The following is a 26647-nucleotide window of genomic DNA, read 5'->3' as shown; positions in this document are numbered from 1 at the left end:
AGCCGGTGCGGGGTACCAGGGGCCTCACACCCACCGATCCGCAACCGGTAAGGGGACACGAAATGAGCAACCCACAGAGCACCGATGACCAGGATGTCGTCGACATCCTCGTCGCCGATCATCGTGAGGTCGAGAGCCTCTTCGTCGAGCTGGAGTCACGGCAGGGCACCCCCGAGTACCGCCGCCAGATCGCCGACGTGGTGATCGCCGAACTCGTCCGCCACGCCGTGGCCGAGGAGGCGTACGTCTACCCGACGGCCCGCAAGGTGCTGCCCGACGGGGACCAGATCGCCGATCACGAGATCGTCGAGCACTCCGACGCGGAACGGACCATGAAGGACCTGGAGTCGGTCGACCCGTCCGACAGCCGCTTCGACGAGTTGCTGGCCCATTTGACAGGCACCATCAGGCACCACGTGCGGGACGAGGAGAACGACCTCTTTCCCCGGCTCCGCGCTGCGGCGGCCCGCGAGGAGCTTGTCGAACTGGCGGCGAAGGTGACGGCGTTCAAGAAGGTCGCGCCGACCCGACCACACCCGGGCGCGCCCGACCACCCGCCGGCGAACAAGCTGCTCGCCCCCGGCACGGGCATGATCGACCGGATGCGTGACGCGCTGAGCGGCCGGCCCACCTCGATGAGCGAGCTACGCGAGAACCAGCAGGGCTGACCGACGTACGGTCCGGACAGGAGTCTCCCGGGCCGCCGAACAATCGGCGGCCCGGGAGACGTCCGGCACGTCAACGGGCCTGATCGCCCTCGCCGGTACGCGCCTGCGCCTGGTCCACGCCCTTGTCGATCTGGTCGTCGTACTTGCCGCCGGTGCGCTTGTCGGCCATGTCGCCGGCCTTCTCCATACCCTGGTCGACCTGCTTGTCGTGCTTGTCCGCGAAGTCCTTGGCCTTGTCCATGAAGTCGCCCACGCTGTTCCTCCTCCGGTCGGTCGCTCCCTGTTGGCGTTCCCCGAGCCGGGGAGCGCAAACGCCGGGACCTGCGAACACCCCCCGGATCGCCGAGGCCGGCGTACGATCCGCGCGGGCGGCCAGCCCAGCGTCGGGACGATTCGGGTGTCGGCGCACGGCCGGGCGGGTACCGACCTCGCGAGATCGAGGAGGGCCGACATGGCGGCAGACGAGGCGGGGGCGGACACCGCGCCGGCACAGGGCACCGCGCCGAGGACGGGCACCGGCGCGACGCCCACGAACGGCGACACGGGACCGCGCCAGGCGTGGACGGCGCTGCCGTGGCTGGTCCGGACCGCGGTGCTGTGGAGCGCCTGCCTCGTGGTGGTCGTCGCCGGGCTCTACCTGGTGGGGCGGATCGCCGTACTGCTGGCGCCGCTGGCCATCGCGTTGGCGGCCACCGTCTTCCTCACCGCGCTGCTCGACCCGGTGCTGCTCCTCCTGCGCCGGCTGCGGCTGCCGGCGGCGCTCGCCGCGCTGCTCACCGTCCTGCTGCTCCTCGGCATCCTGGTGGGCGTCGGTGCGCTCGTGTGGAACCTCACCGCCAGCCAGTTCGACCAGCTCAGCCAGGAGCTGACCCAGGGCGTCGACCGCAGCCGGGACTTCGTCACGTCCACCCTGCCGGTCAGCGACGCCCAACTGGACCGCCTGATCGACCAGGCTCGGGAGGGTCTGAGCGGCAGCTCCCCGGACCCGGTGTCGGGGGCCCGGACCGCCACCGAGGTGTTGGGTTCCGCGCTGCTCGCCCTGGTGCTGCTCTTCTTCCTGCTCAAGGACGGCCGGTCGATGTGGCACTGGGTGCTGTCCCGGGTGTCCGGTCCGAACCGGTCGGTGGCTGCCGAGGCCGGTCGGGCGGGCTGGCAGACGCTCGGCGCGTACAGCAGGGGAACGATGCTGATCGCCGCCATCGACGCGATAGGCATCGGCTTGGCCCTGGTGCTGCTGCGGGTGCCGCTCGCCCTGCCACTGGCGTTGATCACCTTCCTCGGCGGTTTCGTACCCATCATCGGCGCGACAGTCGCGGGTGCGGTGGCGGTGCTTGTGGCGTTGGCGGCGAACGGGCCGACCACCGCGCTGCTCACCCTCGCCGCCGTGATCGCCGTGCAGCAGATCGAGGGCAACCTGTTGGAGCCGCTGGTGATGAAGCGGCAGGTCCGGCTGCATCCGGCGGTGATCCTGGTGGCGGTGACCGCCGGCACGTTGATCGCGGGTATCGCCGGTGCCTTTGTGAGCGTCCCGATCACCGCGGTGCTCTGGCGCGTCATCGACACCGTCCAACGGCGCAGGTCCGCCGCGAACGGTCTGCTCACCGGCTGAGGTGGGTGGTGAACCAGGCGCCTGCCTGATCGGCGACCTGGTCGAGGGTCCCGGGTTCCTCGAAGAGGTGGGTGGCGCCCGGGACCACCCGCAGCTCGCCGACATTCCCCAGCTCGGCCAACGCCTGCTCGTTGAGCGCGATCACCTCCTCGTCCAGGCCGCCGACCAGCAGCAGCGTGGGCGTACGCACCTGGGGCAGCGCGGCGCCGGCCAGGTCGGGCCGGCCACCGCGGCTCACGACGGCGCCCACCCGGTCGGCGCGCGTCGACGCCGCGACCAGGGCGGCGGCGGCGCCCGTGCTGGCGCCGAAGAGGCCGATCGGTACGTCACCGGCGGGTCGCTCCACCGCCAACCAGTCGACGATCCCGGCGAGGCGGCCCGCCAACAACCCGATGTCGAACCGCAGTTCGGCCGTGCGCGCGTCCACCTCGTCCTCGGTCGGGGTGAGCAGGTCCGCCAGCACGGTGCCGAGCCCACTGTCGTTGAGCGTCCGGGCCACCGCCACGTTGCGCGGGCTGTGCCGGGAACTGCCGCTGCCGTGGGCGAACAGCACCACGCCGACCGGCCGCGCGGGCACCGTCAGGTCGGCGGGGAGCGCGGCGTCCCCCACCGGAACCATCACCGTGCTGCGCCGCTCGTCCATACCCCACCTCCGCGTGCTCGCCTGCGGCCCGGGTACCCCGCCCGGCGCGGCGCACGCACGTCGGCGGTGGCCGCGTTTGCCGGGTGGGGCGTCGGGTACGCGACGAGCGACCGCAGACCGTGTCGGCGCAACCGCGCCCCGACGGATCGCGAGGATCGCCATGGCCCAGCAGCAGCCGGCCCGACAGCAGCAGATGGACGAGCGGAAGCGTCGGGAACAGGACGCCGAACGCAACCAGGACTTCGGGGACCAGGCCGCTTCGGCCCGCCTTCCCGACGACCCCAAGGCGATGGCGCCCCGGGACGCGATCGGGCGCCCGTCCACGGGCGAGCCCATCTGACCCAGGCGCATGACGGCCGGGGCGGGACCTGGTCCCGTCCCGGCCGTTCAGTCCTTGTGCTCGGGCAGCCGGAGCAGCGGCGACCGGCCCGGCGGGTGCTCCGGTGGCGGCCCGGACGGTTCGGCAGGCGGCACCGGGACTGTCACCGGCTCGTCGCAGGTCACCCGCAGCATCTGGTCGTGGTGCCGCAGCTCGACCACGTCGTCCGGACCGCCGTGACGCAGCGAGTACGTCGTCTGGTGCGGCCGGACGTCCACCCGCAGCGCCAGTCCACGCCACTGGAGGGAGAACTCCAGCCGGCTCAGGCGGCTGGAGAGCCGGGGCGCGAACGACAGCTGACCGTCGTGGTCCCGCAGACCGCCGAGACCGCCGACCAGGGCGAGCCACGCGCCCGCCAACGAGGCCATGTGTACGCCGTCGCGGGTGTTCTCGTTGAGGTCGTGCAGGTCCATCAGCGCGGCCTCGCGCAGGTAGATGTGCGCCAGCTCGGGATGACCGACCTCGGCGGCGAGCACCGCCTGGGTGCAGGCCGACAGCGACGAGTCCCGCACGGTCCGCCGCTCGTAGTAGAGGAAGTTGCGCACCTTCTCCTCGGAGGTGAACGCGTCCCCCCGCCAGTGCATGGCCAGCACCAGGTCTGCCTGCTTGACCACCTGCTTGCGGTACAGGTCGAAGTACGGGTAGTGCAGCAGCAGCGGGTACTTCTCCGCGGGCGTGTGCGCGAAGTCCCACTCCTCCAGCCTGGTGAACCCCTCGACCTGCTGGTGGACGCCGATCTCGTCGTCGTACGGGACGTGCATGGCGGAGGCGGCGTCCCGCCAGCTCGCCGCCTCCTCGTCGGTGACCCCGAGGTGGTCGGCGTCGTCGCGGTAGCGCATCACCGCATCGGCGGCGGCGAGCAGGTTCCGCTGCGCCATCAGGTTGGTGTAGACGTTGTCGTTCTTGACGGCGGTGTACTCGTCCGGGCCGGTCACCCCGTCGATGTGGAACTGCCCGTGCCGGTCGTGGTGGCCGAGCGAACGCCACAACCGGGCGGTCTCCACCAGCAGCTCCAGGCCGATCTCCCGCTCCAACGCGGTGTCCCCGGTGACAAGCACGTAGCGGCGCAACGCGTCGGCGATGTCGGCGGCGATGTGGAAGGCGGCCGTTCCCGCCGGCCAGTACCCGGAGGACTCCGGGCCCCCGATGGTCCGCCACGGGAACGCGGCGCCCTTGAGGTTGAGTGTCGCGGCCCGTTCCCGCGCGCTCTCGAGCGTGCTGTGCCGCCAGTGCAGGGCGTTACGGACCGCGCTCGGCTGGGTGTACGTGAGCACCGGCAGGACGAACATCTCGGTGTCCCAGAAGGCGTGCCCGTCGTACCCGGGGCCGGTCAGCCCCTTCGCCGAGATGGGCCGCCGTTCGGCCCGGGCGCCGGCCTGAAGGACGTGGAAGAGGCCGAACCGGACGGCCTGCTGCACCTCCGGATCCCCGTCGACCCGCACGTCAGCCGCGTCCCAGAAGTCGTCGAGGTAGCCGCGCTGCTCCCGGCAGAGCCCCTCCCAGCCGTCCAGCTTGGCCGCGGCCAGCGCCGCGCCGACCTGGTCGCGCAGCGCGGGGAGCGACCGTCGACTCGACCAGCCGTACGTCAGGTACTTGACCACCCGCAGCTTCTCACCGGGCTTGAGCACGCAGCCGACAGTGGTACGGACCCAGTCCTCGTACCCCTCGGATTCGATGCTTGTGTGCTCGGGGCCGTGCACCTCGTGTTCCATCGCGGCGGCGACCCGCAGCCCGGAGACCTTGGTGCGGTGGATCAGCTGTCCTCCGTCGGGGGTGGTCAGCTCCTCCTCGGCCTGCAACGGCGACTCCAGGACCGCCGCGACCCGGGGGTCCTTGCTCTGCGCCGGCAGCGACTCGTTGGCGACCAGCTCGGACTGCACGATGAGCCGCAGCGGGCCGTCGACGGCCTCCACCTCGTAGTTGATGGCGGCGACCGACCGTTGGGTGAACGACACCAGTCGGGTGCTGCGGACCTTTACCTCCCGGCCGGCGGGCGAACGCCAGTGCAGCTCCCGGTGCAGGGTGCCGGCCCGCATGTCCAGGACCCGTTCGTGGGAGATCAGCTCGCCGTAGCGCACGTCGAGTGGTTCGTCGTCGACGAGCAGCCGGATCAGCTTGCCGTTCGTGACGTTGACGATTGTCTGACCGGACTCGGGGAAGCCGTAGCCGGCCTCCGCGTACGGCAGGGGGCGAAGCTCGTAGAACGAGTTCAGGTACGTGCCGGGCAGGCCGTGCGGCTCGCCCTCGTCGAGGTTGCCGCGCAGTCCCACGTGGCCGTTGGAGAGCGCGAAGACCGACTCGGACTGGGCGAGCACGTCCATGTCGAGTCGGGTCTCCCGGACGTGCCACGGTTCGACGGGATAGGCCCGTTCCCGGATCACGCGCTGCCCCGCTCTCCGGTCACGTGTTGAGCTGCCGCGTCGGTGACCCGCCGCGGCGCCGTCGGGTCGGCCGCGTCGAGCAGGTCGGCGAGGTCCTTGACCACGATGTCGGCGCCGTGGGCGAGCAGTTCGTCGGCCTGGCCGACCCGGTCGACACCCACCACGTAGCCGAAGCCTCCGGCCCGACCGGCCGCGACCCCGGACAGCGCGTCCTCGAAGACGGCGGCCCGCGTCGGGTCGACGCCGAGCAGTCGTGCACCGGCGAGGAAGCTGTCCGGCTGCGGTTTGCCGCGCAGCCCCTGGGCCCGGGCCACCAGCCCGTCGACCCGCGCCTCCAGCAGTGGCTCCAGCCCGGCGGCGGCGACCACCTCCCGCCCGTTGGCGCTGGCGGTCACCACTGCTCGCCGCAGGCCGGCGTCGGCCGCCGCCTCCAGGTAGCGCACCGAACCCGGGTACACCTCGACTCCGGAGCTGCGCAGTCGTTCCAGCAGCAGGACGTTCTTGCGGTTGCCCACGCCGTTGACCGTGTCGGCGCTCGGCGGGTCGTCGGGGCTGCCCTCGGGCAGCACGATCCCGCGGGAGGCGAGGAACGCCCGCACGCCGTCCGCGCGCGGCCGGCCGTCGACGTAACGGTTGTAGTCCGGGCCGGGGTCGAACGGTTGGAAGGGTTCGCCGGTCGCGGTGGCACGCTGCCTGAGGAACTCGTCGAACGTCTGCGTCCAGGCGGCGTTGTGCACCAGGGCGGTCTGCGTCAGCACACCGTCCAGATCGAAGAGACAGGCGGTCACATGAGCAGGTAGGCCCAGCACGGTACGAATCTAACCAGCCGGGCCGGCCCGCAAACCCGTTTCCGCTGCCCCGTCGCGGCTCAGTTGGGCCGCAGTGTCCAGATCACGGTCATCGTCGCCGTGGTCCGGCCGTCCTCGGTGGCGATCTCCACCTCGACACCGAACTCGGGGCGGCGACCGGCCTCCAGTTCGTCGATCACCTCGAGCGCCGGGCGGGCGAGGCGCGCGGTGGCCAGCACCGGACCCATGGCGAGTTTGCGGTAGTCGATGTCGGCGTGGACGGCGAGCGGAACGACACGGTCGAGCAGGTGCCCGAAGGCGGCCAGCACGACCGTGCCGGAGGCCGTCTCACCGAGGGTGAACATGGCACCGGCGTGCGGGCCGCCGATGTGGTTGTGGGTGGCCGGCGAGTCGGGGAGGCGGACGACCGCCCGCACCCCGCCTCCCGCGTCCGGCGCCACCTCGACGAATTCGACGCCGAGGGTCCGGGCGAAGGGCACCGCCTCGAGCATGCCGGCCGCCACCTGGCGGGAGTCGATGGTCATGACCCGACGTTACTCGCCAGTAACCAAGCCGGCAACCAGCACTTTTCCGCTCCCGCCCAACTCAGAGGTTCGCGATCGTCCGCAGGATCTCGGCGTAGAAGTTGCCGTCGATGCTGCGGAAGAATGCGAAATCCTGACCCGGGTCGCCGAAGAACGGGCGCAGCGTCCACGCCAGCTGGGTGCCGACGAAGCCGAAGAGCAGGATCCAGATGTAGAGCAGCGTCATGCTTGCCGGCCGCTGCGTCGGCTCGGCGCGCCGCACCTGCGGGCTGACCCACGGACGCTGGGCGAGCCCGTAGCCGGGCGGCATCATGCCGGGCGGGGACGCCGCGGTCGCCGGCTGCCCGATCCACTGCGCCGGAACCGGCGCCGGTGCGACGGTGGTGGTGCCGTTCGCGGCGGCCACCGCCGCGCCGGCCGGCACGGCGACGGGTTCGGCGACCGGCTCGGCACCCTGCCTGGCGGCCGGCGCGTCGGCCGGCACCGGGGCCGCGGCCGGCGCGACCTGGGCCGGTGCCTGCGTCGCAGCCGGCGCCGGCGCCGTCGCGGTGGCGGGCTCCGGCGCGAGCAGGCCGTGGTCGTTGAGCACCTGCATCCCACCGGTGAGGAAGCGCAGCCCGACCAGCGCCGACAGGGTCAGGATCGCCACGTTGAGCAGCTTGAAGAACCCGTAGTCAGGCGCGGTGATCAGGAAGAAGAGACTGATCGGCGCGAACGCCACCGCGAGCATCGAGGTCACCGTGATGGCCACCATCACCAGGGCCAGTGACTGGCGGACCGAGAGTCGAGCGCCGAAGACCAGGTTGAACAGGTAGAGCGTGGGCAGGCAGATGGCCAGCGTGACCAGGAACAGCAGGGGCAGCTTGAGGGCGGAGGTAAGCGCCATGAGCGGACTGTGGAACGCGCCGAGCACCGCCCCGTAACAGGCGAGCGCGATGGCGGAGCTGGCAAGCATTCGGCCGGTCAACGCGTTCAGGTCGCCCTCGGCGACGATCTGCTGCCAGATGCCCTGACGGTCGCGCAGGATGCGCTCGATGACGAGCGGACTGGGACGGTCACCCGACACGGGTGCACCCCTCTCGGTGGTCTCACTGTGGACTGGGTTCGCAGACGGTAGGACACCGCCGGGTGCCGCCGCCACCCCGACACGGCGGGTCGTCAGCGCCAACCGACGTCGATCCGTGCTCCGCGCTCGTCGAAGAAGTGCAGCGCGTCCATCCGGACCGAGACGGCGAGCTGGTGACCGGCGGTGACCGCCGGGTACGGCGCCAACCGCACCGCCAGCTCCGCCGGACGCCTGTGGTGGCGGCCGGGGTCGGGCAGGACGCTCGTCCGGTTGCCACCCGTCGGCGCCTCGACCGGTTCCACAGGCTTCCCGGTGAGCCGCTGCATCACCGAGCCGAACCGGCGCAGGCCCCGCTGGCCCACGGGTGGCGGGTCCAGTGGCGCGCCCATCTCGTCGACCATGATCGCGGTCGCGCCAATGTCGAGGAACGCGAGCGACTCGTGGCCGTGGTGCTCCAGGTAGCGGATGCGGCCGTGCAGCACGTCACCGGGGCTGTCCGGGCTGACCGGGGTGAGCGCCTCGGCCCGCATGCCGACGACGATCCGCTCGCCGTGGTAGTGCGCCACCGCCCGGCTGCGGATGTCGTTCCAGGGCAGGTAGAGCGACTGTTCGCCGAGGTTGAGCGTGACGTACCTGTCGAGGTGGACGTAGACCGACGCCTCCAGCAGGTTCATCCGTGGGCTGCCCAGGAACGCGGCCACGTAGAGCGTCGCGGGGCGCCCGTACACCTGGGTCGGTGTGCCCACGTCCTGGAGCACGCCGCGGCGCATGATGGCCACCCGGTCGGCCATGGTGAGCGCCTCGGCCTGGTCGTGGGTGACGTAGACGGTGGTGACGCCCAGCTCCCGGGTGAGGCCGGAGATCTCGGCGCGCAACTCGGCGCGCAGGCCGCTGTCCAGGTTGGACAGGGGCTCGTCCATCAGGAACAGCCCGGGCCGGCGGACGATCGCCCGACCCATGGCGACCCGCTGCCGCTGCCCGCCGGAGAGCTGACCAGGCTTGCGGGCCAGCACGTCGCCGATGCCGAGCGCGCTGGCCACGTCGCTGACCCGCTCCCCACGGGGCTCCGGCTCGACGCCGGACAGCCGCAGCGGGAACGCGATGTTGTCGCCGACTGTCATGTGCGGGTAGAGCGCGAAGTCCTGGAAGACCATGGCGATCTTCCGATCCCGTGGTGGCAGGTCGTTGGCGAGTTCCCCGTCGAGCAGGACGGCGCCCTGAGTCGGATCCTCCAGGCCGGCGATCATCCGCAGCACCGTGGACTTCCCACATCCCGACGGGCCGAGCAGCACCATGAACTCGCCGTCGTTGACGTCCAGGTTGATGCTGTCGACGGCCACCGTGCCGTCCTTGAAGATCTTGGTGACATCCTTGAGCGCGACGGTGCTCACCGTCTCCTCCCCCAGCTCGTCGGCCGAACCCCACAAGACTGTGACCAGGATCATTCGATCAGCACATCGGGTAAACGTCTCATGTTCGACCTATGACGCTGCCATTACACGACAGTACGTACCGCTACCGCATGATCAGCAGGGCGACGAAAGACCGGCCGGCTCGCCCAGGAACACGCGGCGCACCACCCGCTCCGCCGCGTGCCCGTCGTCCAGCGCGCAGAATCGGCCCCGGAACTGCGCTCGGGCCTTTGTCGCCGCGTCCGAGCGCACCGCGTCGGTACGGAACAGGTCCAGCAGGGCGGTGAACGTGGTGGCCACCGCGCCCGGAGGTTCCGCCGTCACGTCGAAGTAGACGCCCCGGGCCAGCCGGTACGCCTCCCAGTCCGGTGTGTACAGCACGATCGGCCGATCCAGCACCGCATAGTCGAACATCGCCGAGGAGTAGTCGGTGACCAGCACGTCGGCCACCAGGTAGAGATCCTCCACCCGCTGGTGACCGCTGACGTCGCGGACCCGGTCGCGATCCACCGACCGGGCGGGACGGCGGTCCCGGTCGTGAAAGTAGTGGCTGCGCATCAGCAGCCGGCCCGACCCATCCAGCGCGTCGACGAACCGGTCCGGGTCGAACGGCGGCCGGTAGCCGGGCAGGTGCTCGCGGTGCGTCGGGGCGTACAGCACCACCTGCTCGTCGGGGGCGAGACCGAACTCGTCGCGCAGCCGGCGCACCTCGTCCGGGTCGGCGGTGACCAGCCGGTCGTTGCGCGGGTAGCCCACCTCGAGTGTCGTGTAGGTGGCCGGGTACGCCCGGTCCCACATCTGCGTGGAGAAGCTGTTCGAGCTGACGCTGTAGTCCCACCTGTCCACCCGGCGCAGCAGTCCGGCGAAGTCCATCCGGCCCGCGCCGATCGGGTAGCGCTGCTGGTCGAGCCCCATCACCTTCACGGGCGTGCCGTGGTGGGTCTGCACGTGCACCTGCTCCGGCCGCTTACGGACGAAGTCCGGGTAGTTCACGTTGTTGATCAGCCACCGGGCCCGGGCCAGCACCCGGTAGTAGGCCGGGGTGCCCGCGACCACGTACTCCACCCCCGGCGGGACGGCGTCCACCCGGTCGCGGCGCACGATCCACACACCCCGCACCTCGGGGGCCAGCCGCCGGGCCACCTCGTAGATCGCCGCCGGGTTGCACGCGTACCCCCGGAACCAGTAGGCGGCATACACCGCGAGCGTCGGGTCGACCGGCCGGCGCAGCTCCGCCCGGTAGTACTCGCGCAGCAGGCCGTCGCGGGTCAGTCGGGCGCCGCGCCGGGCCGCCGGGCCGACCCGCCGCCGCACCGTACGGGTCCGCTTGCGGGCGGTGTCCCGGGCCCGGCTGGCGGCGCGCAGCGCGCTGAACGTCCGCCACCGGCCGGCGGCGACAAGCCGGTGCTTGATCCCCTCCACCCCGTCCGGAACCGGGTAGCCGCCGTCCGGCAGCCAGCGCGCGTAGTCGGCGGTGATCTGCGCGAAGAACGCCGGCCGCAGCTCCGGCGCGATGCGCTGGCCGTTGCCGAGCACCGTCAGGTAGTGCCAGATCATCCGCTCGAAGACCGCCGGCCGCAGGGCGTCCGTCGCCGACCCCCACCCATCCATCAGGTGGAACACCCGGTGCCACTGCGGAAACACCTCGAAGTGCCGGTCGCCACGGGTCCTGGTGATCGCGCCGGCGCGGCGCTGCCGGTAGTTGACACACACCTGGTCGAGTACGCCGATCCGCCGTGCCGCCATCAGCACCGGATAGCTGAAGGACACGTCCTCGTACCAGCCCGGCGCGAAGCGCAGACCCAGATCGACAAGGAACTGCCGACGGACCAGCCGGTTCCACGCGGTGTGCAGCAGGCGCATCGCCTCCGGCCGGTCCCGCAGCCGGAAGGTGTCGGGGCCTGGCGACTCCGGGAACACCTCGGCCATCGCGCTGCGGGTGACCGTGTCGTTCCAGTGGGCGCGCACGTGGTCGACCAACAGCACGTCCGGGCTGGTGGCGCGCAGCCGCTCGGCGACCGCCGGCAGGCACTCCGGCGCCAGCCAGTCGTCGCCGTCGAGGAACCACACGTACTCGCCGACGGCCCGGTCCAGCCCGACGTTGCGGGCCGGACCGAGACCGATGTTCTCCGGCAGCCGGACCGAGCGGACCCGCTGGTCACGGGCCGCGTACTCGTCGATGATCTCGCCGCTGGCGTCCGGCGAGCAGTCGTCGACGGCGATCACCTCGACGTCCGTCTCCGGCTGGTCGAGGATCGAGTCGAGGCACTCACGCAGGTATCCCTGCACCCGGAAGGCCGGTACGACGAAACTGATCAGGGTCATCCGGCCGTCCCTCCGTCAGCGCGGCACGGCACCTCCCGCGCCCACCGGCGCCGCCGACGCCCGCGCGCCACGGGCCGGCCGGACGAACCAGGCCAGGACGACACTCGCCACGAAAACCACGAGAAGGTACGCACCGAGTGTAGCCATGCCGATACTCACGATGCCGGCAATCGCCGCGAGGGTCAGCAGCACCGAACGACCGTCCCAGCCCAGGGTGGCCGCGTGCAGCGGTGGTGCCGCCTGCCGCTTCTCCAGCCGGGCGGTCAGGTCGTAGTGGTGGACGGTGAGCACGAAGACGTACCCGAAGATCAGCCAACCCGGCGCGTCGCCGACCACCCCGACCGCGATCGCGAACAGGTACTCGGCGGCCCGCAGCGCCGCCGGCACCAGCCAGTCCAGCGGACCGTTGTGCGCGGCCCCGGCACCGAGGCCACCGGCCAGGAGCACCAGCAACGCCACCGGCACCGCCCAGCGCAGCCCGTCGGGTGTGTCGCTCCACAGCGCCGCGACAAGCAGCGCCGCCGGGCCGAGCGCGGCGATCACCGCCAGGGTGAGCGGCCCCATCGGGCGGACCACAGGTAGCCGGCGAACCAGCGGACCGTCGTCGCGGTGCAGCGTGGCGTCGACCGTGTCCAGCACCGGCACCCGCATCCAGCGGGCCCGCAGCGTACGCAGCGCACCCGTGTACGCGAACGCCAACACCCCCCAGACCAGCACCGCGATGAGGCTGACCAGCGGGTTGAACAGCGCCACGGTCAGCGCGATCAACGCCCACCGCTCACCGATCGGGAAGACCACCGTCCGCTTCAGCCAGTACGACAGCGAGCCGGTGTCGGCCTGCACCCGGGTCGACGCGGCGTTCAACCGGTCACCGATCCCGCCGCTGGCACCCGCCGTCGCCCGGGGCCGGCGCGCGGCCTCGTCGTGCAGCGCCCCGTACCAGGTGTCGGTCATGTGCCTGACGGTCTGCAACGTCATCGCGGCGATGGCGAGGGCCCAACCGTTGGCCAGCCCGGCGTGGCTCACCCCGAAGCCGAGCCCGGCGTAGACCAGGTACTCCTTCGCCCGGTCGGCCATGGTGTCCAGCCAGCCGCCCCAGGCGCTGAAGTTCCGGGTGTAGCGGGCCAACTGGCCGTCCACGCAGTCCAGCACGAAGCCGAGGTAGAGCAGCACCGCACCGCTCACCAGCGCCAGCCGCCCGCCGACACCGAACAGCACGGCGGCGGCCAGCGCGAACAGCACCGAGATCACCGTCACGCCGGTCGGGGTGAGCCGCAGCCGGGCCGCCACCCGCACCACGTACGGCGACCAGGTGCTGACGAAGTACGTGGAGAAGAAGTCGTCCTTCTCCTTCACCGACAGCCGCAACTCGGCCCGGTCCTCGTCGACAGCTGTCACCGCGGCCTCGGCGGCGACCAGACCGGCCTCGTCGTCGACCCGGTGCGCGACGAGCAGACGTACCCGCTGGGCGAAGATCAGGGTGCCGAGCGCCGCGAGCCCCGCGACGAGCCGGTCCACGGCGGACCCGGGGCCGCCCACGGCGGCGGCCCGGGCGGCGGCGGCGAGGGTCGGCAGGTCGTCGACACCGACCCGCAGCGCGCCGCCGAACACACCTGTGGCGTCGCCGTCGAGGGCGTCCAGCGGGCCGGCGTCGACGACCTGGCCGCGCTCCTCGCGCACGGCGGTCCGTCCGGGCACCGGCGGGTCGGTGAGCACCAACGCCACTGTCGGCCCCACCGGGCTGGTGGCGAGGTGCCGCAGGACTGCTGTGTGCGCCACCAGGTCGGTGCCGGTGACCAGCAGCGGACCGCCGGCGGTGTCGGCGAGCGCCGCCACCTCGTCGAGGGTCGCCGCCAAGCGCACCTCGTCCGCGCCGGCCCGGCGCAACTGGTCGGCGAGCCGGTCGGCGAGCGGCTCACCTGTCGCGGTGGTCAGGCCCGCCGCGGGCGTCCCGGCGGCGAGCACTATCGCGAGCGTCACCGCGGAACCGCGGCGTGGTACGCGTCGAGCGCCTCGGCGATGGTGCCGTCGAGCGTCAACCGGCCCGCGTCGAGGTACAAACCCCGACGGCAGAACCGGGTCAGGTCCTTTTCGTTGTGTGACACCAGCACGAGCGTGCGCCCCTCCCCGAGCAGACGATCAATCGTCGCGTAACACTTCTTGCGGAACTCCGCGTCCCCTACCGCCGTCACCTCGTCCATGAGCAGGATCGGGTGCGGCAGGTGCGAGATGATCGCGAAGCCGAGCCGTACCTTCATCCCCGACGAGTAGTGCCGCACCGACGTGTCGATGGCCCGTTCCACCTGCTCACCGGCGAACTCGACGATCTCGTCGAAGTGCCGCTTCAGATAGCCCGCCGACAGGCCGTGCAGCCCACCGACCAGGTGCAGGTTCTCCCGGCCGGTCAGGTCGTTGGAGAAGCCGGCGGACAGCTCCAGCAGCGGCGCCACCGCGCCGTGCACCCGGATGCTGCCCTCGTCCGGGATGAGCACCCCGGCGATCAGCCGCAGCAGGGTGCTCTTGCCGGTCCCGTTGCGGCCGATCACACCGACGGTCTCGCCCGGCTCGACGGTGAACGACACGTCGCGCAGCGGCCAGAACTGGCCCGGCAGGGCGCCGCGCCCACCGCGGTGGATGAACAACTCCCGCAGCCGCAGCTGCCGGCGACGGTTGCGGACGAACCGGATGCCCAGCCCGTCGGCCTCGATGATCGGCGCGGCCATCAGAGTTCCTTGAGCACGGCTGGCTCCAACCGGCGGAACGACCACCAGCCGGCGGCCAGCACCAGCAGGCTGCCGACGACAGTGGTGGTGAGCAGCCGGGCGTCCGGGAACTCGTCCGGATACCAGATCGCGTGGTGCAGTTGGAAGATCCCGACCAGCGGGTTCAGCTCGTACACGACCTTCAGCCAACCCGGCAGACCGGACTCGCGGACCAGGCTGAGCGGATAGATGATCGGCGTGGCGTAGAAGAGCACCCGGATGATCAGCCGCATGAACCGCTCCACGTCGCGCATCAGCACGTTCCACGCGGACAGCAGCAGAGCCAGCCCGACCAGCAGCACACCCTGCACGGCCACCGCCAACGGCAGCGCCAGCAACGACCAGCCGGGGCGGATCCGGCCGTGCACCGCGTAGATCACCGCGATGGCGACCAGGATCGGCAGGCCGGCCGCGTACTCGGCGAACCGGCCGGTGACCCGGCCGATCGGGAAGACCTGACGCGGCACGTTCATCGTGGTGATCAGCCGAGACTGGCCGGTCAGCGCGTTTGTGGCCTCACTCAGCGCCGAACTGGTCCACATCCAGGCGAAGATCCCGGTGATCAGGAACAGCGGATACGACCCGGCAGCCTCACCGAGGTGCCGGCCGGTGTCCCGGGAGTAGAGCACCCCGAACACGAACCAGTAGATGGCGCCCATGCCGAGCGGCTCGATCAGCGACCAGAAGTACCCCAGCACCGACTGCTGGTACTTGACCGCCAGGTCGCGCCTGACCAGGATGCGCAGCGAGTTGCGGTGCGACCACAACGCCGCGACGCCAGAGGTCACCGCGAGCCTCCCGCCTTGCGAAACGGACGACAGGTTAGCAGTCGGTGAACGAATGCCCCGAATCGGCCGTACTCAGCACTCGATCACGTTGACGGCCAGACCGCCGCGCGCCGTCTCCTTGTACTTGACCTTCATGTCGGCGCCCGTCTCCCGCATGGTCTTGATGACCTTGTCCAGTGACACCGCGTGCACACCGTCGCCGCGCAGCGCAAGCCGGGCGGCCGTGATCGCCTTGATGCTAGCCACGGCGTTCCGCTCGATGCAGGGGATCTGCACCAGGCCACCCACCGGGTCACACGTCAACCCGAGGTTGTGCTCCATCCCGATCTCGGCCGCGTTCTCCACCTGCTCCGGAGTGCCACCGAGCGCCTCGGCCAGCCCCGCCGCCGCCATCGAACACGCCGAGCCGACCTCACCCTGGCAGCCGACCTCCGCGCCGGAGATCGACGCGTTCTCCTTGAACAGCACGCCGATCGCGCCGGCGGCAAGCAGGAACCGCACCACGCCGTCGTCATCGGCATCTTCGATGAAGCGGCTGTAGTAGTGCAGCACCGCCGGAATGATCCCCGCCGCGCCGTTCGTCGGCGCGGTCACCACCCGGCCGCCCGCCGCGTTCTCCTCGTTCACCGCGAGGGCGAACAGCGTCACCCAGTCCATGGCGTGCAGCGGGTCGCTGGTCCCGGCGTCCGCCTCCAGGCCGCGCCGCAGCTCCGCCGCGCGCCGCCGGACCTTCAACCCCCCAGGGAGTACGCCGTCCCGCTCGCAGCCGCGCTGTACGCACTCCCGCATCACCCGCCAGATCTCCAGCAGTCCCGCCCGGATCTCCGCCTCGCTGCGCCAGGACCGCTCGTTGGCAAGCATCACCTCGCTGATCGACAGCCCGGTGGTGGTGGTGACGTCGAGGAGCTGTGCACCGGTCAGGAAGGGGTACCGCACCCGGGTGCTGTCCGGCTTGATCCGGTCCGCGCCCGCCGCCTCCTCGTCCACCACGAAACCGCCGCCCACGGAGTAGTAGGTGCGACTCCGCAGCTCGGCGCCCTCGACGTCGTACGCCGCGAAGGTCATCCCGTTCGGGTGGTACGGCAGAGACCGGCGGCGGTGCAGCGTCAGATCCCGGTCCGGGTCGAAGTCGATCTCGTGCGCGTCCAGCAGGCTGATCCGCTGCTCCGCGCGAATCCGCTCGACCCGGGAGCCCACCGTGTCGGTGTCTACCGTCTCCGGCGACTCCCCGGACAACCCCAGCAGCACCGCCGGCCCGCTGCCGTGCCCGTGCCCGGTGGCGCCCAACGAACCGAACAGCTCAGCCTGTACCCGCGCGGTGCCGCTGAGCAGCCCGTCGGCCTTGAGCCCCGCCACGAACGTACGGGCGGCCCGCATCGGCCCCACCGTGTGCGAGCTGGACGGCCCGATGCCGACGCTGAAGAGGTCGAAAACACTGATCATGGCTGCGCTTCCTCGCCGTCGCCCGTGGTACGGGTCCGGCCCGGTTCGTGGCCACCGGTCAGGCGGCCCCGCTCATGGGCCGCCCGGTCGGGCGGCCGCCCGGCCACCCGGGGTGACGGGTGCCCAGCCAGCGAGCCTACCCGCCGAGCCGGCCGCCCAACCGGCCACCGCGAGGCGGCCACCTGACCGCCGCCCACCCGCCGCGACACCGCCACCTGCCCGGGCTGCGCGGCTGCCCGATTTCCCGGCTGCCGGGGCTGCGCGGCTGCCCGCTCAAGATCACGCTGAATCCCGGATGTAGTGGCGTCGTCACGCCCGGAGGCCACTACATCCAGGATCGAGCACGATCTTCGCCGTGGGGCCTGGGGCCTGGGGCGTGGGGCGCGAGGCGCGAGGCGCGGGGCGCGAGGCGTCGGAGCCGGGCCGCACGGGTAAGTACCTACGGGTCCACTGGTTGCTGATCCTCCTCGGGACCGAGGTCGAGGTGGCCACCCCTTTCTACCGTGGATTGCAGACGCGGCACACAGCCGCAGAGTGGGAGTACGACGATGAGTCGCAAACTGGTCCGGCCCCGCCAGGGGCGCATGCTCGCCGGTGTCTGCGCCGGCCTCGGTCAGCGGTTCGGCATGTCCGCCGGGATGGTCCGGCTGCTGTTCCTGCTGTCGCTGCTGCTGCCCGGCACCCAGGTGATCGTCTACCTGATCCTCTGGTTCCTCATGCCGAACGAGGACCGCTACCTCGCCTCCACCGGACACTGACCGCCCACCCCCTCCCGGCGCCCGGGCAGGCAGCAACTTCAGGGATGTTGCTGCCTACCGGCCGCCTGAGACACCAACATCCCTGAGGTTGCGCGGATCTTGCACTGGGGCGCAGGGCGCGGCGGTGGGTACATGCGGAAGCGCCCGCTCCGACCGTCGGTCGGGGCGGGCGCTTCGGCGTACGGCTGTGGATCAGGGGGCCGTGTAGGTGACCGTGATCTGCTGGTAGCCGAGGGAGCGCAGCAGCCCCTCCAGCATCTTGCGGGTGTTCTCCTCGGCGCGGGCGGAGAGCCCGCTGTCCCGGGCGGCGGCGGTGATCCGTTCCTCGGCGAGCTGGTAGACCTGCTGCTGCCGGTTGGGGTCGTTGCCGACCAGGTCGCCGAGCCGGTTGAGCAGACCGCGCTGCTCGGCGAAGACGTAGCTCTTCTCCAGGTCGAGGTTGGTCTCGCCGAGCTGCGGCGCGGGCAGCTTGATCTCGACCGACTTGCCGTCCGCGGACTGGACGACAGCACCCTCACCGATCTTGGTGAAGTCCACGTACGCCTCGACGCTGCCGGCTCCGACGAACAGGGTGCGCTCGTTGAGCAGGAAGTCCGGAACGTTGCGGCGGTCGTTCTGCGTGTCGACCACGACCTGGAAGTTGCCCTCGGCGGCCACGTAGCGGCTGAGGTCCTGGATCGACTTCAGCAGCGGGGGTTGACTGCGGTCGGTCTGCTCCTTGGCGAACGGGTTACGGAAGTCGGGCAGGAAGCCGGTCACCTGGACGCCGAGCAGCACGACCACGGCAAGCGCGGCGGCGCCGAGCAGAAGCAGCAGGCCCCGGGCCGCCCCACCGCCCCCGGAGCCGCCAGGTGTGTCGGTGGTTGGTTCGGGTGTCGCGCTCGACCGCTCCTTGAGATCGTCCGCGGTCGGGTAACCGGGGAACTCCTTCGTAGGCTCGTTGATGCCACCGTCGCGGGCCATCACGCTCACCGTCCTCGTCAGACACGTCGTCTGTCAATGACGGTACGGCCCCCGTACGACAGCCGCGCGGCGAGCGGCCGGAAAGCACAAACGGGCAGGTCAGGCGAAGGCGGAGAGCCCGGTGAGTCGCTGCCCCACGACGAGCTGGTGGATCTCCGAGGTGCCCTCGTAGGTCAGCACGCTCTCCAGGTTGTTGGCGTGGCGCATCACCGGGTACTCCCCGGAGACGCCGTTGGCGCCGAGGATGGTCCGGCACTGCCGGGCGACGGCCAGGGCCTCGCGTACGTTGTTCAGTTTGCCCACGCTTACCTGGTCGGGGCGGAGCCGGCCGGCGTCGGCGAGGCGGCCCAGGTGCAGCGCGAGCAGTTGTCCCTTGACCAGTTCGACTGCCATGTCGGCGAGCTTGGCCTGGGTGAGCTGGAACCCGGCGATCGGGCGACCGAACTGGGTGCGGGTGGTGGCGTACGCCAGGGTGGTCTCCAGGCAGTCCCGGGCGGCGCCGAGGGAGCCCCAGACGATGCCGTACCGGGCTTCGGTGAGGCAGCTCAGCGGGGCCTTGAGCCCGGCGGCCTCGGGGAGTTGGGCGTCGGCCGGGAGCCGGACGTCGTCGAGCACGATCTCGCCGGTCACCGACGCGCGCAGCGACATCTTGCGGTGGATCTCGCGGGCCGTGACGCCGGGCGTGTCCATGGGTACGGCGAATCCCCGCACGCCGGAGTCGGTACGCGCCCAGATCACCGCGACGTCGGCGATCGGCGCGTTGGTGATCCACATCTTGCCGCCGTTGAGCAGCCAGTCGTCGCCGTCGCGGCGGGCGCGGGTGGCCATGGAGGCGGGGTCGGAGCCGTGGTCCGGCTCGGTCAGGCCGAAGCAGCCGATCGCCTCACCTGTCGCCATCGACGGCAGCCAGCGTTGCTTCTGCTCCTCACTGCCGTAGCGCCAGATGGCGTACATGGCGAGTGAGCCCTGCACGGAGACCAGCGAGCGGAGGCCGGAGTCGCCGGCCTCCAGCTCCTGGCAGGCCAGTCCGTACGCGACGGCGGACGCGCCGGCGCAGCCGTAGCCGGTGAGGTGCATGCCGAGCAGCCCGAGTTTGCCGAATTCGCGGGCCAGCTCCCGGGCCGGCACGCGGCCTTCCTCGTACCAGTCGGCGACGTGCGGGCGGACCAGGTCGTCGACGAGGTGGCGGACGACGTCGCGGATCTGCCGCTCCTCGTCGGTGAGCGACGGGTCCAGGTCGAGCAGGTCCAGCGCAGCGGTCATGGACGCCACCTTAACGAAGGCTCAGCGCGGGAAAGAAGGGCTCGTCACTCGATCGGCTCGGAGAGCACAAGCACCCGGGCGTGGATCTGGTTGCGCTGCTGGAGGGCGGCGCGCAGGGCCCGGTGCAGCCCGTCCTCCAGGTAGAGGCCGCCGTTCCACTGCACCACGTGCGGGAAGAGGTCGCCGTAGAAGGTGGAATCCTCGGCGAGGAGCTTGTCGAGCGCCAACTCGCGCTTGGTGGTGATCAACTGGTCCAGGCGCAGCGGACGCGGCGGAATCTCCGCCCACTGCTTGAGCGTCAGATTGTGCTCCGGATAGGGACGCCCGTCCCGGACCGCTCTGAAGATCACGACGGCACGCTCCCCTCCCCGTGGCCGGGCCGACCGACGGCGCCGAGCCGGGCCGCGGCGGGCACCGCGCGGCGCGGCACCGATGACCGTGCCAGCCTAGCCGCCCGGTGCACGTTGCGTTCTGCTCCCTGATGTCAGTTTCGCTATCGGTCGTCCGATCCTCAACCGGACTAACGGGACATATGGTTCAGCTCCACCGGCCCCGCCGCACCACCTCGTCCACTCCGCGACGCCCACGACGCAACGACGGTGACCGATGGTCAGGGGCGCGGTAACCGATTGTGATGGCACCGACGGGTTGGTACTCCTCCGGCACGCCGAACGCGTCCCGGTAGGCGGCCAGCCGTTGCGGCGGGATGCCGAAGAAGCACGCCCCCAACCCCTCGTCCACCGCCGTGAGCAACATCAGCAGCGCGGCGAAGCCGGTGTCGACATGCCAGTACGGCACCGGCCATCGGTCGGTCGACAGGTCCGTCCAGCCCTTGTCCGGCTCGGCGTACCGCCGCAGGTAGGCCGACGCGTTGGCGTGCGGCACCACGATCAGTGGCGCCCGGCGCATCCCGGCCAGCCACCGCTCCCGGCCACCGCCGTCCGGCGTGGTCGCGGCCCAGAACCGGTCCCGGTCGGCGGCCTCCTCCAGCACGAGGAAACCCCAGCCCTGCGCGAACCCGGCCGACGGGGCGCGGGTCGCGTGGTCGAGCAGCCGGTCGACCACGTCGGGCGGGACCTGGCGGTCCGGGTCGTAGTTACGCACCATCCGCCGTCGGCGGACGACCTCGGCGAACTCCATCAGGCTCCCGGGCGGATGCCCCAGGCACCCCGCCAGGTCCTGCCCGGCTTGAGCGTGAGCACGTCCTTGCCCGAGCGGAACGCGTCCGGCGGGCAGGTCATCGGCTCGACCGCCACCGAGCGGCGGTGCCGCTCACCGGTGAGGGCGTCCCCGGTGAACACCTGCCACCAGCCGAACTCGGCGTCCGCCCAGATGCGCACGCCCGCTGAGCCGTCCGGAGCGGCGAGGCTCACCGAGGAGCCGCCGTCCGCGTCGCGGATCACCCCGCCGAAGCAGAGGTCCAGCTCCGCGCCGCCGATCCGGCGCGGGCTCGTCCAGTCGTACTGGGTGCCGGCCACCGGGCTCGCCCCCACCGGCAGCAGCCGACCGTCCACCAGCACCCGGGTACGGGCGGGCAGGCGCATGACCAGGTCGTCCACGGCGACGCCGGGCAGTTGCAGGTACGGGTGCACGGAGAACCCGAACGGCGCCAACTCGGCACCTGTGTTCGTCACCTCGTGCTCGGCGCGCAGCCCGTCCGCATCGACGCTCCACCGGCTGCGCAGCCGCAGCGGCCACTCGTAGCCGGGCTGCGGCGGAAGGTCGTAGCCGATGGTTACGGCGTCCTCCGACTGCTCCAGCAGCTGCCACGGCACCCAGTTGACCAGGCCGTGGATGGCGACGTGCCGTTCCGGCTCGGTCAACGCCAGCTGGTGCGTCTGTCCACCGAACTCGTAGCGGCCGTCGCGGATCCGGTTCGGCCACGGTGCCAGCACCTGCCCGGCACAGCCGGGGCAGACCTCGTCGGTGCGGTACCCGTCGACCAGGTCGACGCCGTCGTGCCGGTACGTCCGCAGCCCGCCGCCCACCTCCACGATGACGGCCTCGTGGCCGGCGGCGGAGATGGTCCACTGTGCGCCGGAGAACGGGCGCTGGTCGGGGCTTTCCATGCCGGCGACCCTAACCGGTCAGGTGCGGTCACCGCTCGACGCGGTAGCGGCCCGGTACCGCAGCAGCGCCGGGAACGCGACAGCCAGCACCACCACGAGGACCGCCGAGGCGAGACCGCCGGCGACCCAGGCGACGCCGCCACCGAAACCGGCGGCCATGGTGCCGGCCCGCAGGTCACCCAGGCGCGGGCCACCCGCCACCACCACCGTGTTGACGCCCTGGAGTCGACCGCGCATCCGGTCCGGCGCGTACACCAGCAGCATGGACTGCCGAAGCACCGCGCTGATCAGGTCGGCGGCGCCGGCCACGGCGAGCAGGGCGACCATCAGCCAGAGCTGGTGGGCCAGCCCGGCCGCGGCGACGGCCAGACCCCAACCGACCACTGCGAGTACCAGGCCGAGCCCCTGGCGGCGTAGCCGCCCGATCCAGCCGGAGGTCAACCCGCCGAGCATCGAGCCGATCGCGATGGCGCTGTAGAGCAGGCCCACCGAGCCGCCACCGCCGAACCGCTCGTTGGCGATCTCCGGAAAGAGCGCCCTCGGCATGGCCAGGATCATCGCGATGAGGTCCACCGCGAAGGAGAGCAGCAGCACCGGGGTGGTCGCCAGGTACCGGAATCCGTCGATCACGCTGGCCAGGCCGGCGCGGCGGGCCTGGCCGTCGTCGGTCGGCTCGGGCGGCAGCGCGGGCAGGCGCAGCGCGGCCCAGAGCATCGCGGTGAACAGCACGGCGTCCACCCCGTACGCGATCGGCAGCACCACAGAGGTGTCCGGCGAGGCCGAGAGGATCAAGCCGGCGGCCAGCGGGCCGGCGACCGAGGCCGCGGTGAAGGTCGTGTAGTTCAGGGTGGTTGCCGACGCCACCAGGTCCTCCGGGACCAGCCGGGGCAGCATGGCGCTGCGCGCCGGCGAGGTGATCGCGAACGCCACCGACTGCAACGCCATGAGCGCCAGCAGCAGCACCGGACTGCCCACGTCCAACACCGCCTGGAGCAGCAGCCCGAGAGTGGATGCCCAGAGCAACAATGAGCCACCGAGCAGCACCGCACGGCGGTCGCGGGCGTCGGCGACCGCGCCGCCCCACAACCCGAAGATCAGCAGGGGTACGAACGCCGCCACGCCCAGCAGACCCACCCAGAACGAGTCCCGGGTCAGGGCGTACATCTCCACCGGGACCGCGACTGCGGTGAACTGGAAGCCGAACATCGCCACGGTGTTGCCGAGCCACAACCGCCGGTACGCCGGGACGCGCAGCGGACGGACGTCGATCGCCCAGCGGCGCGCTCCGCGCGGCCGGGCCTCCCGCACACCTGTCACGGGGCCAGCCGCTCGACGGTCCACGCACCCTCGTCGAGGTGGCGGAAGCGCAGCCGGTCGTGCAGCCGACCTGCCCGGCCCTGCCAGAACTCCACCGAGTCGGGGCGGACCCGCAGCCCACCCCAGTGCGGAGGGGTCGGAATGTCGTCGTCGGCGTACCGCTCGGCGAACTCCCGGTAGCGCTCCTCCAGTGCCGCCCGGTCCGGCACCACCTGCGACTGGGGGCTGGCCCAGGCGCCCAGTTGTGAGCCGCGCGGACGGCTCGCGAAGTACGCCTCGGTCTCGGCCCGGTCGACCGGGGCGATCCGTCCGGTGACGACCACCTGCCGCTGCATCGCGAACCAGGGGAAGACCAGGCTGGCGTACGGGTTGGCGCTCGCCTCGACACCCTTGCGGGAGAGGTGGTTGGTGAAGAAGACGAAACCGCTCGGGTCGTACCCCTTGAGCAGCACCGTCCGTCCACTCGGCCGGCCGTCCGCGTCGGCGGTGCCCACCACCATCGCGTTGGGCTCGGGCAGCCCGAAGGCCACCGCGTCGGCGAACCAGCTGCCGAACTGCGTGTGCCAGTCGGCGGCCAGGTCAGCTTCGGTCAGGCCCAGGTCCGCCGCGTACTCGTTACGCATGGCGGCCGGGGCGGGTGTCTCGCCCGTCACGTCCCCACTCCTTCTCGACGGCCTCGCCGACGCCCTCCCGCGCTGACCAGCCCGCACCGCCCCAGTCTCACCGAGCCGCGCGGAGAATGCGCGTCCTGAGATGTCGTGTGCAGCACATCGACTGTGGGTCGCGTTTCCGGTTACGGAGCGGGCAAGATGTTCCGAACACATCCCTGAGGGTCGCCTGAGGCGCTCGGCCGATCGGGCCGGATGAGCCGAACCGGGCGCACCGACCAGATCCAGGAGAGCGACATGGCCGACTTCAAACCCGGACTGGAGGGCGTCGTCGCCTTCGAGACCGAGATCGCCGAACCCGACCGCGAGGGTGGCGCGCTGCGCTATCGCGGGGTCGACATCGAGGATCTGATCGGCCAGGTCTCGTTCGGGAACGTGTGGGCGCTGCTGGTCGACGGCCGGTTCGGGCCGGGCCTGCCGCCCGCGGAGCCGTTCCCGGTGCCCGTGCACTCCGGCGACATCCGGGTCGACGTGCAGTCGGCGGTTGCGATGCTGGCGCCGTACTGGGGGCTCCGCCAACTGCTCGACATCTCCGACGAGCAGGCCCGCGAGGACCTCGCCCGCGTCTCGGTGACCGCGCTCTCCTTCGTCGCGCAGTCCGCCCGGGGCCTCGGGCTGCCGGCGGTGCCACAGAAGGAGATCGACAAGGCGCAGACCGTCGTCGAGCGGTTCATGAAGCGCTGGCGCGGCGAGCCGGACCCGCGGCACGTCAAGGCCGTCGACGCGTACTTCATCTCGGCCGCCGAGCACGGCCTGAACGCCTCCACCTTCACCGCCCGCATCGTCGCCTCCACCGGGGCGGACGCGGCGGCCTGCATCTCGTCGGGCATCGGCGCCCTCTCCGGCCCGCTGCACGGCGGCGCCCCGTCGCGGGTGCTCAGCATGCTGGAGGCGGTGGAGCGCAGCGGCGACGCCGAGGGCTACGTCAAGGGCGTCCTGGACCGCGGCGAGCGCCTGATGGGCTTCGGCCACCGGGTCTACCGCGCCGAGGACCCGCGCGCCCGCGTGCTGCGGCGCACCGCCAAGGAGCTGGGCGCGCCGCGCTTCGAGATCGCCGAGGCGCTGGAGAAGGCGGCTCTGGCCGAGTTGCAGGCCCGCCGCCCGGACCGGGTGCTGGCCACCAACGTCGAGTTCTGGTCGGCGGTCGTGCTCGACTTCGCCGAGGTACCGGCGCACATGTTCACCTCGATGTTCACCTGCGCCCGGATGGGCGGCTGGAGCGCGCACATCCTGGAGCAGAAGCGCCTTCAGCGGCTGGTCCGCCCGTCCGCCAGGTACGTCGGTCCGGAAACCCGCAAGCCGTCCGACGTCGAGGGCTGGGCCGCCATTCCGCACGGCGTCTGATCCGTCCGACCGGGGCCCCTTCCGGCACGCCTGGCGTGTGGGAGGGGCCCCGGTCGCGTCCAGCGCCGGATGTGGCGAACGACTCACGCCCGCCCTCGGGGGCCCGGCTTGAAGCGATGGGTCCGGGTGCGAGGATGAGGGCCGGCAGTGTCGCCGGGCCCGCCCTCGCCCTTGCGGAAGGATCTTCAAGACCGTGGCTGACGCACCGACCATCCGGATTCCCGATGAGATCAAGCCCGCCGACGGCCGTTTCGGCTGCGGCCCGTCCAAGGTCCGTCCGGCGGCCGTGTCCGCACTCGCCGAGGTCGCCACGAGCTACCTCGGCACCTCACACCGGCAGAAGACGGTCCGCGACCAGGTGGCGCGGCTGCGCTCCGGCATCGCCGAGTTCTTCTCGCTGCCCGAGGGTTACGAGGTCGTGATCGGCAACGGCGGCACCACCGCATTCTGGGAGGTCGCCACCTTCGGCCTGATCCGCGACCGGGCGCAGTTCGCCAGCTTCGGCGAGTTCGGCGCCAAGTTCGCCAAGTCGGTCTCCGACGCGCCGTTCCTGGGTCAGCCGACCGTCCGCAAGGCGGACGCGGGCAGCGCCCCGGCCCTGGTCGCCGAGGCCGGTGTCGACGCGTACGCGACGCCGCAGAACGAGACCTCGACAGGTGTCGCGGTGCCGATCAGCCGGGTGGCCGGCGCGGACGAGGGCGCGCTGCTGCTCGTCGACGCCACCTCGGGCGCCGGCGGCCTGGAGGTGAATGTCGGCGAGACCGACGTCTACTACTTCGCGCCGCAGAAGTGCTTCGGTTCCGACGGCGGTCTCTGGCTGGCCCTGATGTCGCCTGCCGCACTGGACCGGGCCGCCGAGATCAAGGCGTCCGGGCGGTACATTCCGGCGTTCCTCGACCTGGTCACCGCGATCGACAACTCGCGGTTGGAGCAGACGTACAACACCCCGGCGCTGGCGACCATCTTCCTGGCCGCCGAGCAGACCGACTGGATGAACGCGCAGGGCGGCCTGGCCTGGGCGGCCAAGCGCACCGCGGAGAGCGCCGCGACGGTGTACGGCTGGGCGGAGCGGTCCAGGGTGGCCACCCCGTTCGTCACCGACCCGGCGCTGCGGTCCAACGTGGTCGCGACCATCGACTTCGCCGACGGGGTGGACGCCACCGCGATCGCGAAGGCGCTGCGCGCCAACGGCATCGTGGACACCGAGCCGTACCGCAAGCTGGGCCGCAACCAGCTGCGGGTGGCGCTCTTCCCGGCCGTCGAGCCGGCCGACGTCGAGGCGTTGACCGCGTCCATCGACTACGTGGTCGAGCGCCTCTGAGCTTCGTCACGGTCGGGGGGGGGGGGGGGGGGCCCCCCCCCCCCCCCCCCTTATCTTTTTTTTAAAAAAACGCCAAGGGGGGGGGGGGGGGCCCCCCCCCCCCCACAACGCAGGCGAGGGTGGGGCGCACGCCCT

The 26647-nt window shown here is 71.6% G+C and carries 25 protein-coding genes; 6 read left to right on the top strand and 19 right to left on the bottom strand.

The genetic code is table 11. The features are described from left to right. The first annotated feature begins 62 nt into the window (after positions 1 to 62). A complete protein-coding gene (locus ACFY1S_RS00125; protein WP_387110947.1) occupies positions 63 to 668 on the top strand; it encodes a hemerythrin domain-containing protein in 606 nt (201 codons plus the stop codon). A gap of 70 nt (positions 669 to 738) precedes the next feature. Here ACFY1S_RS00125 and ACFY1S_RS00120 read toward each other — a convergent pair whose 3' ends face one another. Next, a complete protein-coding gene (locus ACFY1S_RS00120; protein WP_387114152.1) occupies positions 739 to 909 on the bottom strand; it encodes an antitoxin in 171 nt (56 codons plus the stop codon). A gap of 210 nt (positions 910 to 1119) precedes the next feature. On the opposite strand from ACFY1S_RS00120, the gene ACFY1S_RS00115 reads away from it, so the two are divergent. After that, positions 1120 to 2277, top strand: a complete 1158-nt coding sequence (locus tag ACFY1S_RS00115) for an AI-2E family transporter (protein WP_364368859.1) — start codon at positions 1120 to 1122, stop codon at positions 2275 to 2277. Here the strand turns inward: ACFY1S_RS00115 and ACFY1S_RS00110 are convergent. Next, a complete protein-coding gene (locus ACFY1S_RS00110; RefSeq protein ID WP_387110945.1) occupies positions 2267 to 2920 on the bottom strand; it encodes a dienelactone hydrolase family protein in 654 nt (217 codons plus the stop codon). The genes ACFY1S_RS00115 and ACFY1S_RS00110 overlap by 11 nt on opposite strands. A gap of 160 nt (positions 2921 to 3080) precedes the next feature. Here ACFY1S_RS00110 and ACFY1S_RS00105 point away from each other — a divergent pair, with 160 nt between their 5' ends. Further along, a complete protein-coding gene (locus ACFY1S_RS00105; protein WP_364368865.1) occupies positions 3081 to 3260 on the top strand; it encodes a hypothetical protein in 180 nt (59 codons plus the stop codon). Positions 3261 to 3307: 47 nt separating this feature from the next. On the opposite strand, the gene ACFY1S_RS00100 is transcribed toward ACFY1S_RS00105, so the two are convergent. From ACFY1S_RS00100 to ACFY1S_RS00055, 10 genes are all read right to left on the bottom strand, one after another. Next, positions 3308 to 5680 carry a glycoside hydrolase family 65 protein gene (locus tag ACFY1S_RS00100; protein ID WP_387110942.1) on the bottom strand — a complete coding sequence of 791 codons (2373 nt, stop codon included), beginning with the start codon at positions 5678 to 5680 and terminating at the stop codon, positions 3308 to 3310. Continuing rightward, positions 5677 to 6489 (bottom strand): HAD family hydrolase, encoded by an 813-nt coding sequence (locus ACFY1S_RS00095; RefSeq protein ID WP_387110939.1) that lies wholly within the window; start codon positions 6487 to 6489, stop codon positions 5677 to 5679. The genes ACFY1S_RS00100 and ACFY1S_RS00095 overlap by 4 nt, the downstream gene beginning before the upstream one ends. Before the next feature lie 59 nt (positions 6490 to 6548). Continuing rightward, on the bottom strand, positions 6549 to 7013 hold the full coding sequence (locus tag ACFY1S_RS00090; protein ID WP_387110936.1) for a DUF4442 domain-containing protein: 465 nt from the start codon (positions 7011 to 7013) through the stop codon (positions 6549 to 6551). Between the two features lie 61 nt (positions 7014 to 7074). Continuing rightward, on the bottom strand, positions 7075 to 8079 hold the full coding sequence (locus ACFY1S_RS00085; RefSeq protein WP_387110933.1) for a hypothetical protein: 1005 nt from the start codon (positions 8077 to 8079) through the stop codon (positions 7075 to 7077). 92 nt (positions 8080 to 8171) lie between these two features. Next, positions 8172 to 9524, bottom strand: a complete 1353-nt coding sequence (locus ACFY1S_RS00080; protein WP_377599993.1) for an ABC transporter ATP-binding protein — start codon at positions 9522 to 9524, stop codon at positions 8172 to 8174. A gap of 81 nt (positions 9525 to 9605) precedes the next feature. Beyond that, positions 9606 to 11816 carry a CDP-glycerol glycerophosphotransferase family protein gene (locus ACFY1S_RS00075; RefSeq protein WP_387110929.1) on the bottom strand — a complete coding sequence of 737 codons (2211 nt, stop codon included), beginning with the start codon at positions 11814 to 11816 and terminating at the stop codon, positions 9606 to 9608. Between the two features lie 15 nt (positions 11817 to 11831). Further along, positions 11832 to 13796: a DUF5941 domain-containing protein gene (locus ACFY1S_RS00070; protein ID WP_387110927.1), complete on the bottom strand. Its 1965-nt coding sequence runs from the start codon at positions 13794 to 13796 to the stop codon at positions 11832 to 11834. Beyond that, positions 13793 to 14539, bottom strand: coding sequence for an ABC transporter ATP-binding protein (locus ACFY1S_RS00065; protein ID WP_364368884.1), 747 nt, complete (start codon positions 14537 to 14539; stop codon positions 13793 to 13795). The genes ACFY1S_RS00070 and ACFY1S_RS00065 overlap by 4 nt, the downstream gene beginning before the upstream one ends. Further along, the gene (locus ACFY1S_RS00060; protein ID WP_387110924.1) at positions 14539 to 15366 is read right to left on the bottom strand and encodes an ABC transporter permease; all 828 of its coding nucleotides are present in this window, start codon (positions 15364 to 15366) and stop codon (positions 14539 to 14541) included. The genes ACFY1S_RS00065 and ACFY1S_RS00060 overlap by 1 nt, the downstream gene beginning before the upstream one ends. A 72-nt stretch (positions 15367 to 15438) precedes the next feature. Beyond that, positions 15439 to 16809 (bottom strand): L-serine ammonia-lyase, encoded by a 1371-nt coding sequence (locus tag ACFY1S_RS00055; protein ID WP_387110921.1) that lies wholly within the window; start codon positions 16807 to 16809, stop codon positions 15439 to 15441. Between the two features lie 548 nt (positions 16810 to 17357). Between ACFY1S_RS00055 and ACFY1S_RS00050 the strand changes: the two genes are divergently transcribed. Next, the gene (locus tag ACFY1S_RS00050; protein WP_387110918.1) at positions 17358 to 17567 is read left to right on the top strand and encodes a PspC domain-containing protein; all 210 of its coding nucleotides are present in this window, start codon (positions 17358 to 17360) and stop codon (positions 17565 to 17567) included. Between the two features lie 192 nt (positions 17568 to 17759). On the opposite strand, the gene ACFY1S_RS00045 is transcribed toward ACFY1S_RS00050, so the two are convergent. From ACFY1S_RS00045 to pdxH, 7 genes are all read right to left on the bottom strand, one after another. Then, on the bottom strand, positions 17760 to 18530 hold the full coding sequence (locus tag ACFY1S_RS00045) for a DUF4230 domain-containing protein (RefSeq protein WP_364368894.1): 771 nt from the start codon (positions 18528 to 18530) through the stop codon (positions 17760 to 17762). Between the two features lie 99 nt (positions 18531 to 18629). Then, positions 18630 to 19793, bottom strand: coding sequence for an acyl-CoA dehydrogenase family protein (locus tag ACFY1S_RS00040; RefSeq protein WP_387110916.1), 1164 nt, complete (start codon positions 19791 to 19793; stop codon positions 18630 to 18632). Between the two features lie 44 nt (positions 19794 to 19837). Then, positions 19838 to 20143, bottom strand: coding sequence for a type II toxin-antitoxin system VapB family antitoxin (locus ACFY1S_RS00035; RefSeq protein ID WP_007454850.1), 306 nt, complete (start codon positions 20141 to 20143; stop codon positions 19838 to 19840). A gap of 187 nt (positions 20144 to 20330) precedes the next feature. Then, a complete protein-coding gene (locus tag ACFY1S_RS00030; RefSeq protein ID WP_387110913.1) occupies positions 20331 to 20933 on the bottom strand; it encodes a nitroreductase family protein in 603 nt (200 codons plus the stop codon). Further along, positions 20933 to 21862 carry an aldose 1-epimerase family protein gene (locus ACFY1S_RS00025; protein ID WP_387110910.1) on the bottom strand — a complete coding sequence of 310 codons (930 nt, stop codon included), beginning with the start codon at positions 21860 to 21862 and terminating at the stop codon, positions 20933 to 20935. Before ACFY1S_RS00025 ends, ACFY1S_RS00030 begins: the two co-directional genes overlap by 1 nt. 18 nt (positions 21863 to 21880) lie before the next feature. Then, a complete protein-coding gene (locus ACFY1S_RS00020; protein WP_387114149.1) occupies positions 21881 to 23179 on the bottom strand; it encodes an MFS transporter in 1299 nt (432 codons plus the stop codon). After that, positions 23176 to 23802, bottom strand: coding sequence for a pyridoxamine 5'-phosphate oxidase (pdxH, locus tag ACFY1S_RS00015; RefSeq protein WP_387114146.1), 627 nt, complete (start codon positions 23800 to 23802; stop codon positions 23176 to 23178). The genes ACFY1S_RS00020 and pdxH overlap by 4 nt, the downstream gene beginning before the upstream one ends. A gap of 282 nt (positions 23803 to 24084) precedes the next feature. Between pdxH and ACFY1S_RS00010 the strand changes: the two genes are divergently transcribed. Both ACFY1S_RS00010 and serC read left to right on the top strand, forming a co-directional pair. Then, entirely contained in the window at positions 24085 to 25191 is a 1107-nt protein-coding gene (locus tag ACFY1S_RS00010; RefSeq protein WP_387114144.1) for a citrate synthase 2, read from the top strand. Between the two features lie 193 nt (positions 25192 to 25384). Then, positions 25385 to 26512: a phosphoserine transaminase gene (gene serC / locus ACFY1S_RS00005; RefSeq protein ID WP_387110907.1), complete on the top strand. Its 1128-nt coding sequence runs from the start codon at positions 25385 to 25387 to the stop codon at positions 26510 to 26512. Positions 26513 to 26647 lie beyond the last annotated feature (135 nt).

The organism is Micromonospora sp. NPDC000663 (assembly GCF_042898105.1).
GTDB lineage: Bacteria > Actinomycetota > Actinomycetes > Mycobacteriales > Micromonosporaceae > Micromonospora.
Note: the sequence above shows the minus strand (reverse complement) of the source record. Positions and strands in the feature narration are given on the sequence as shown.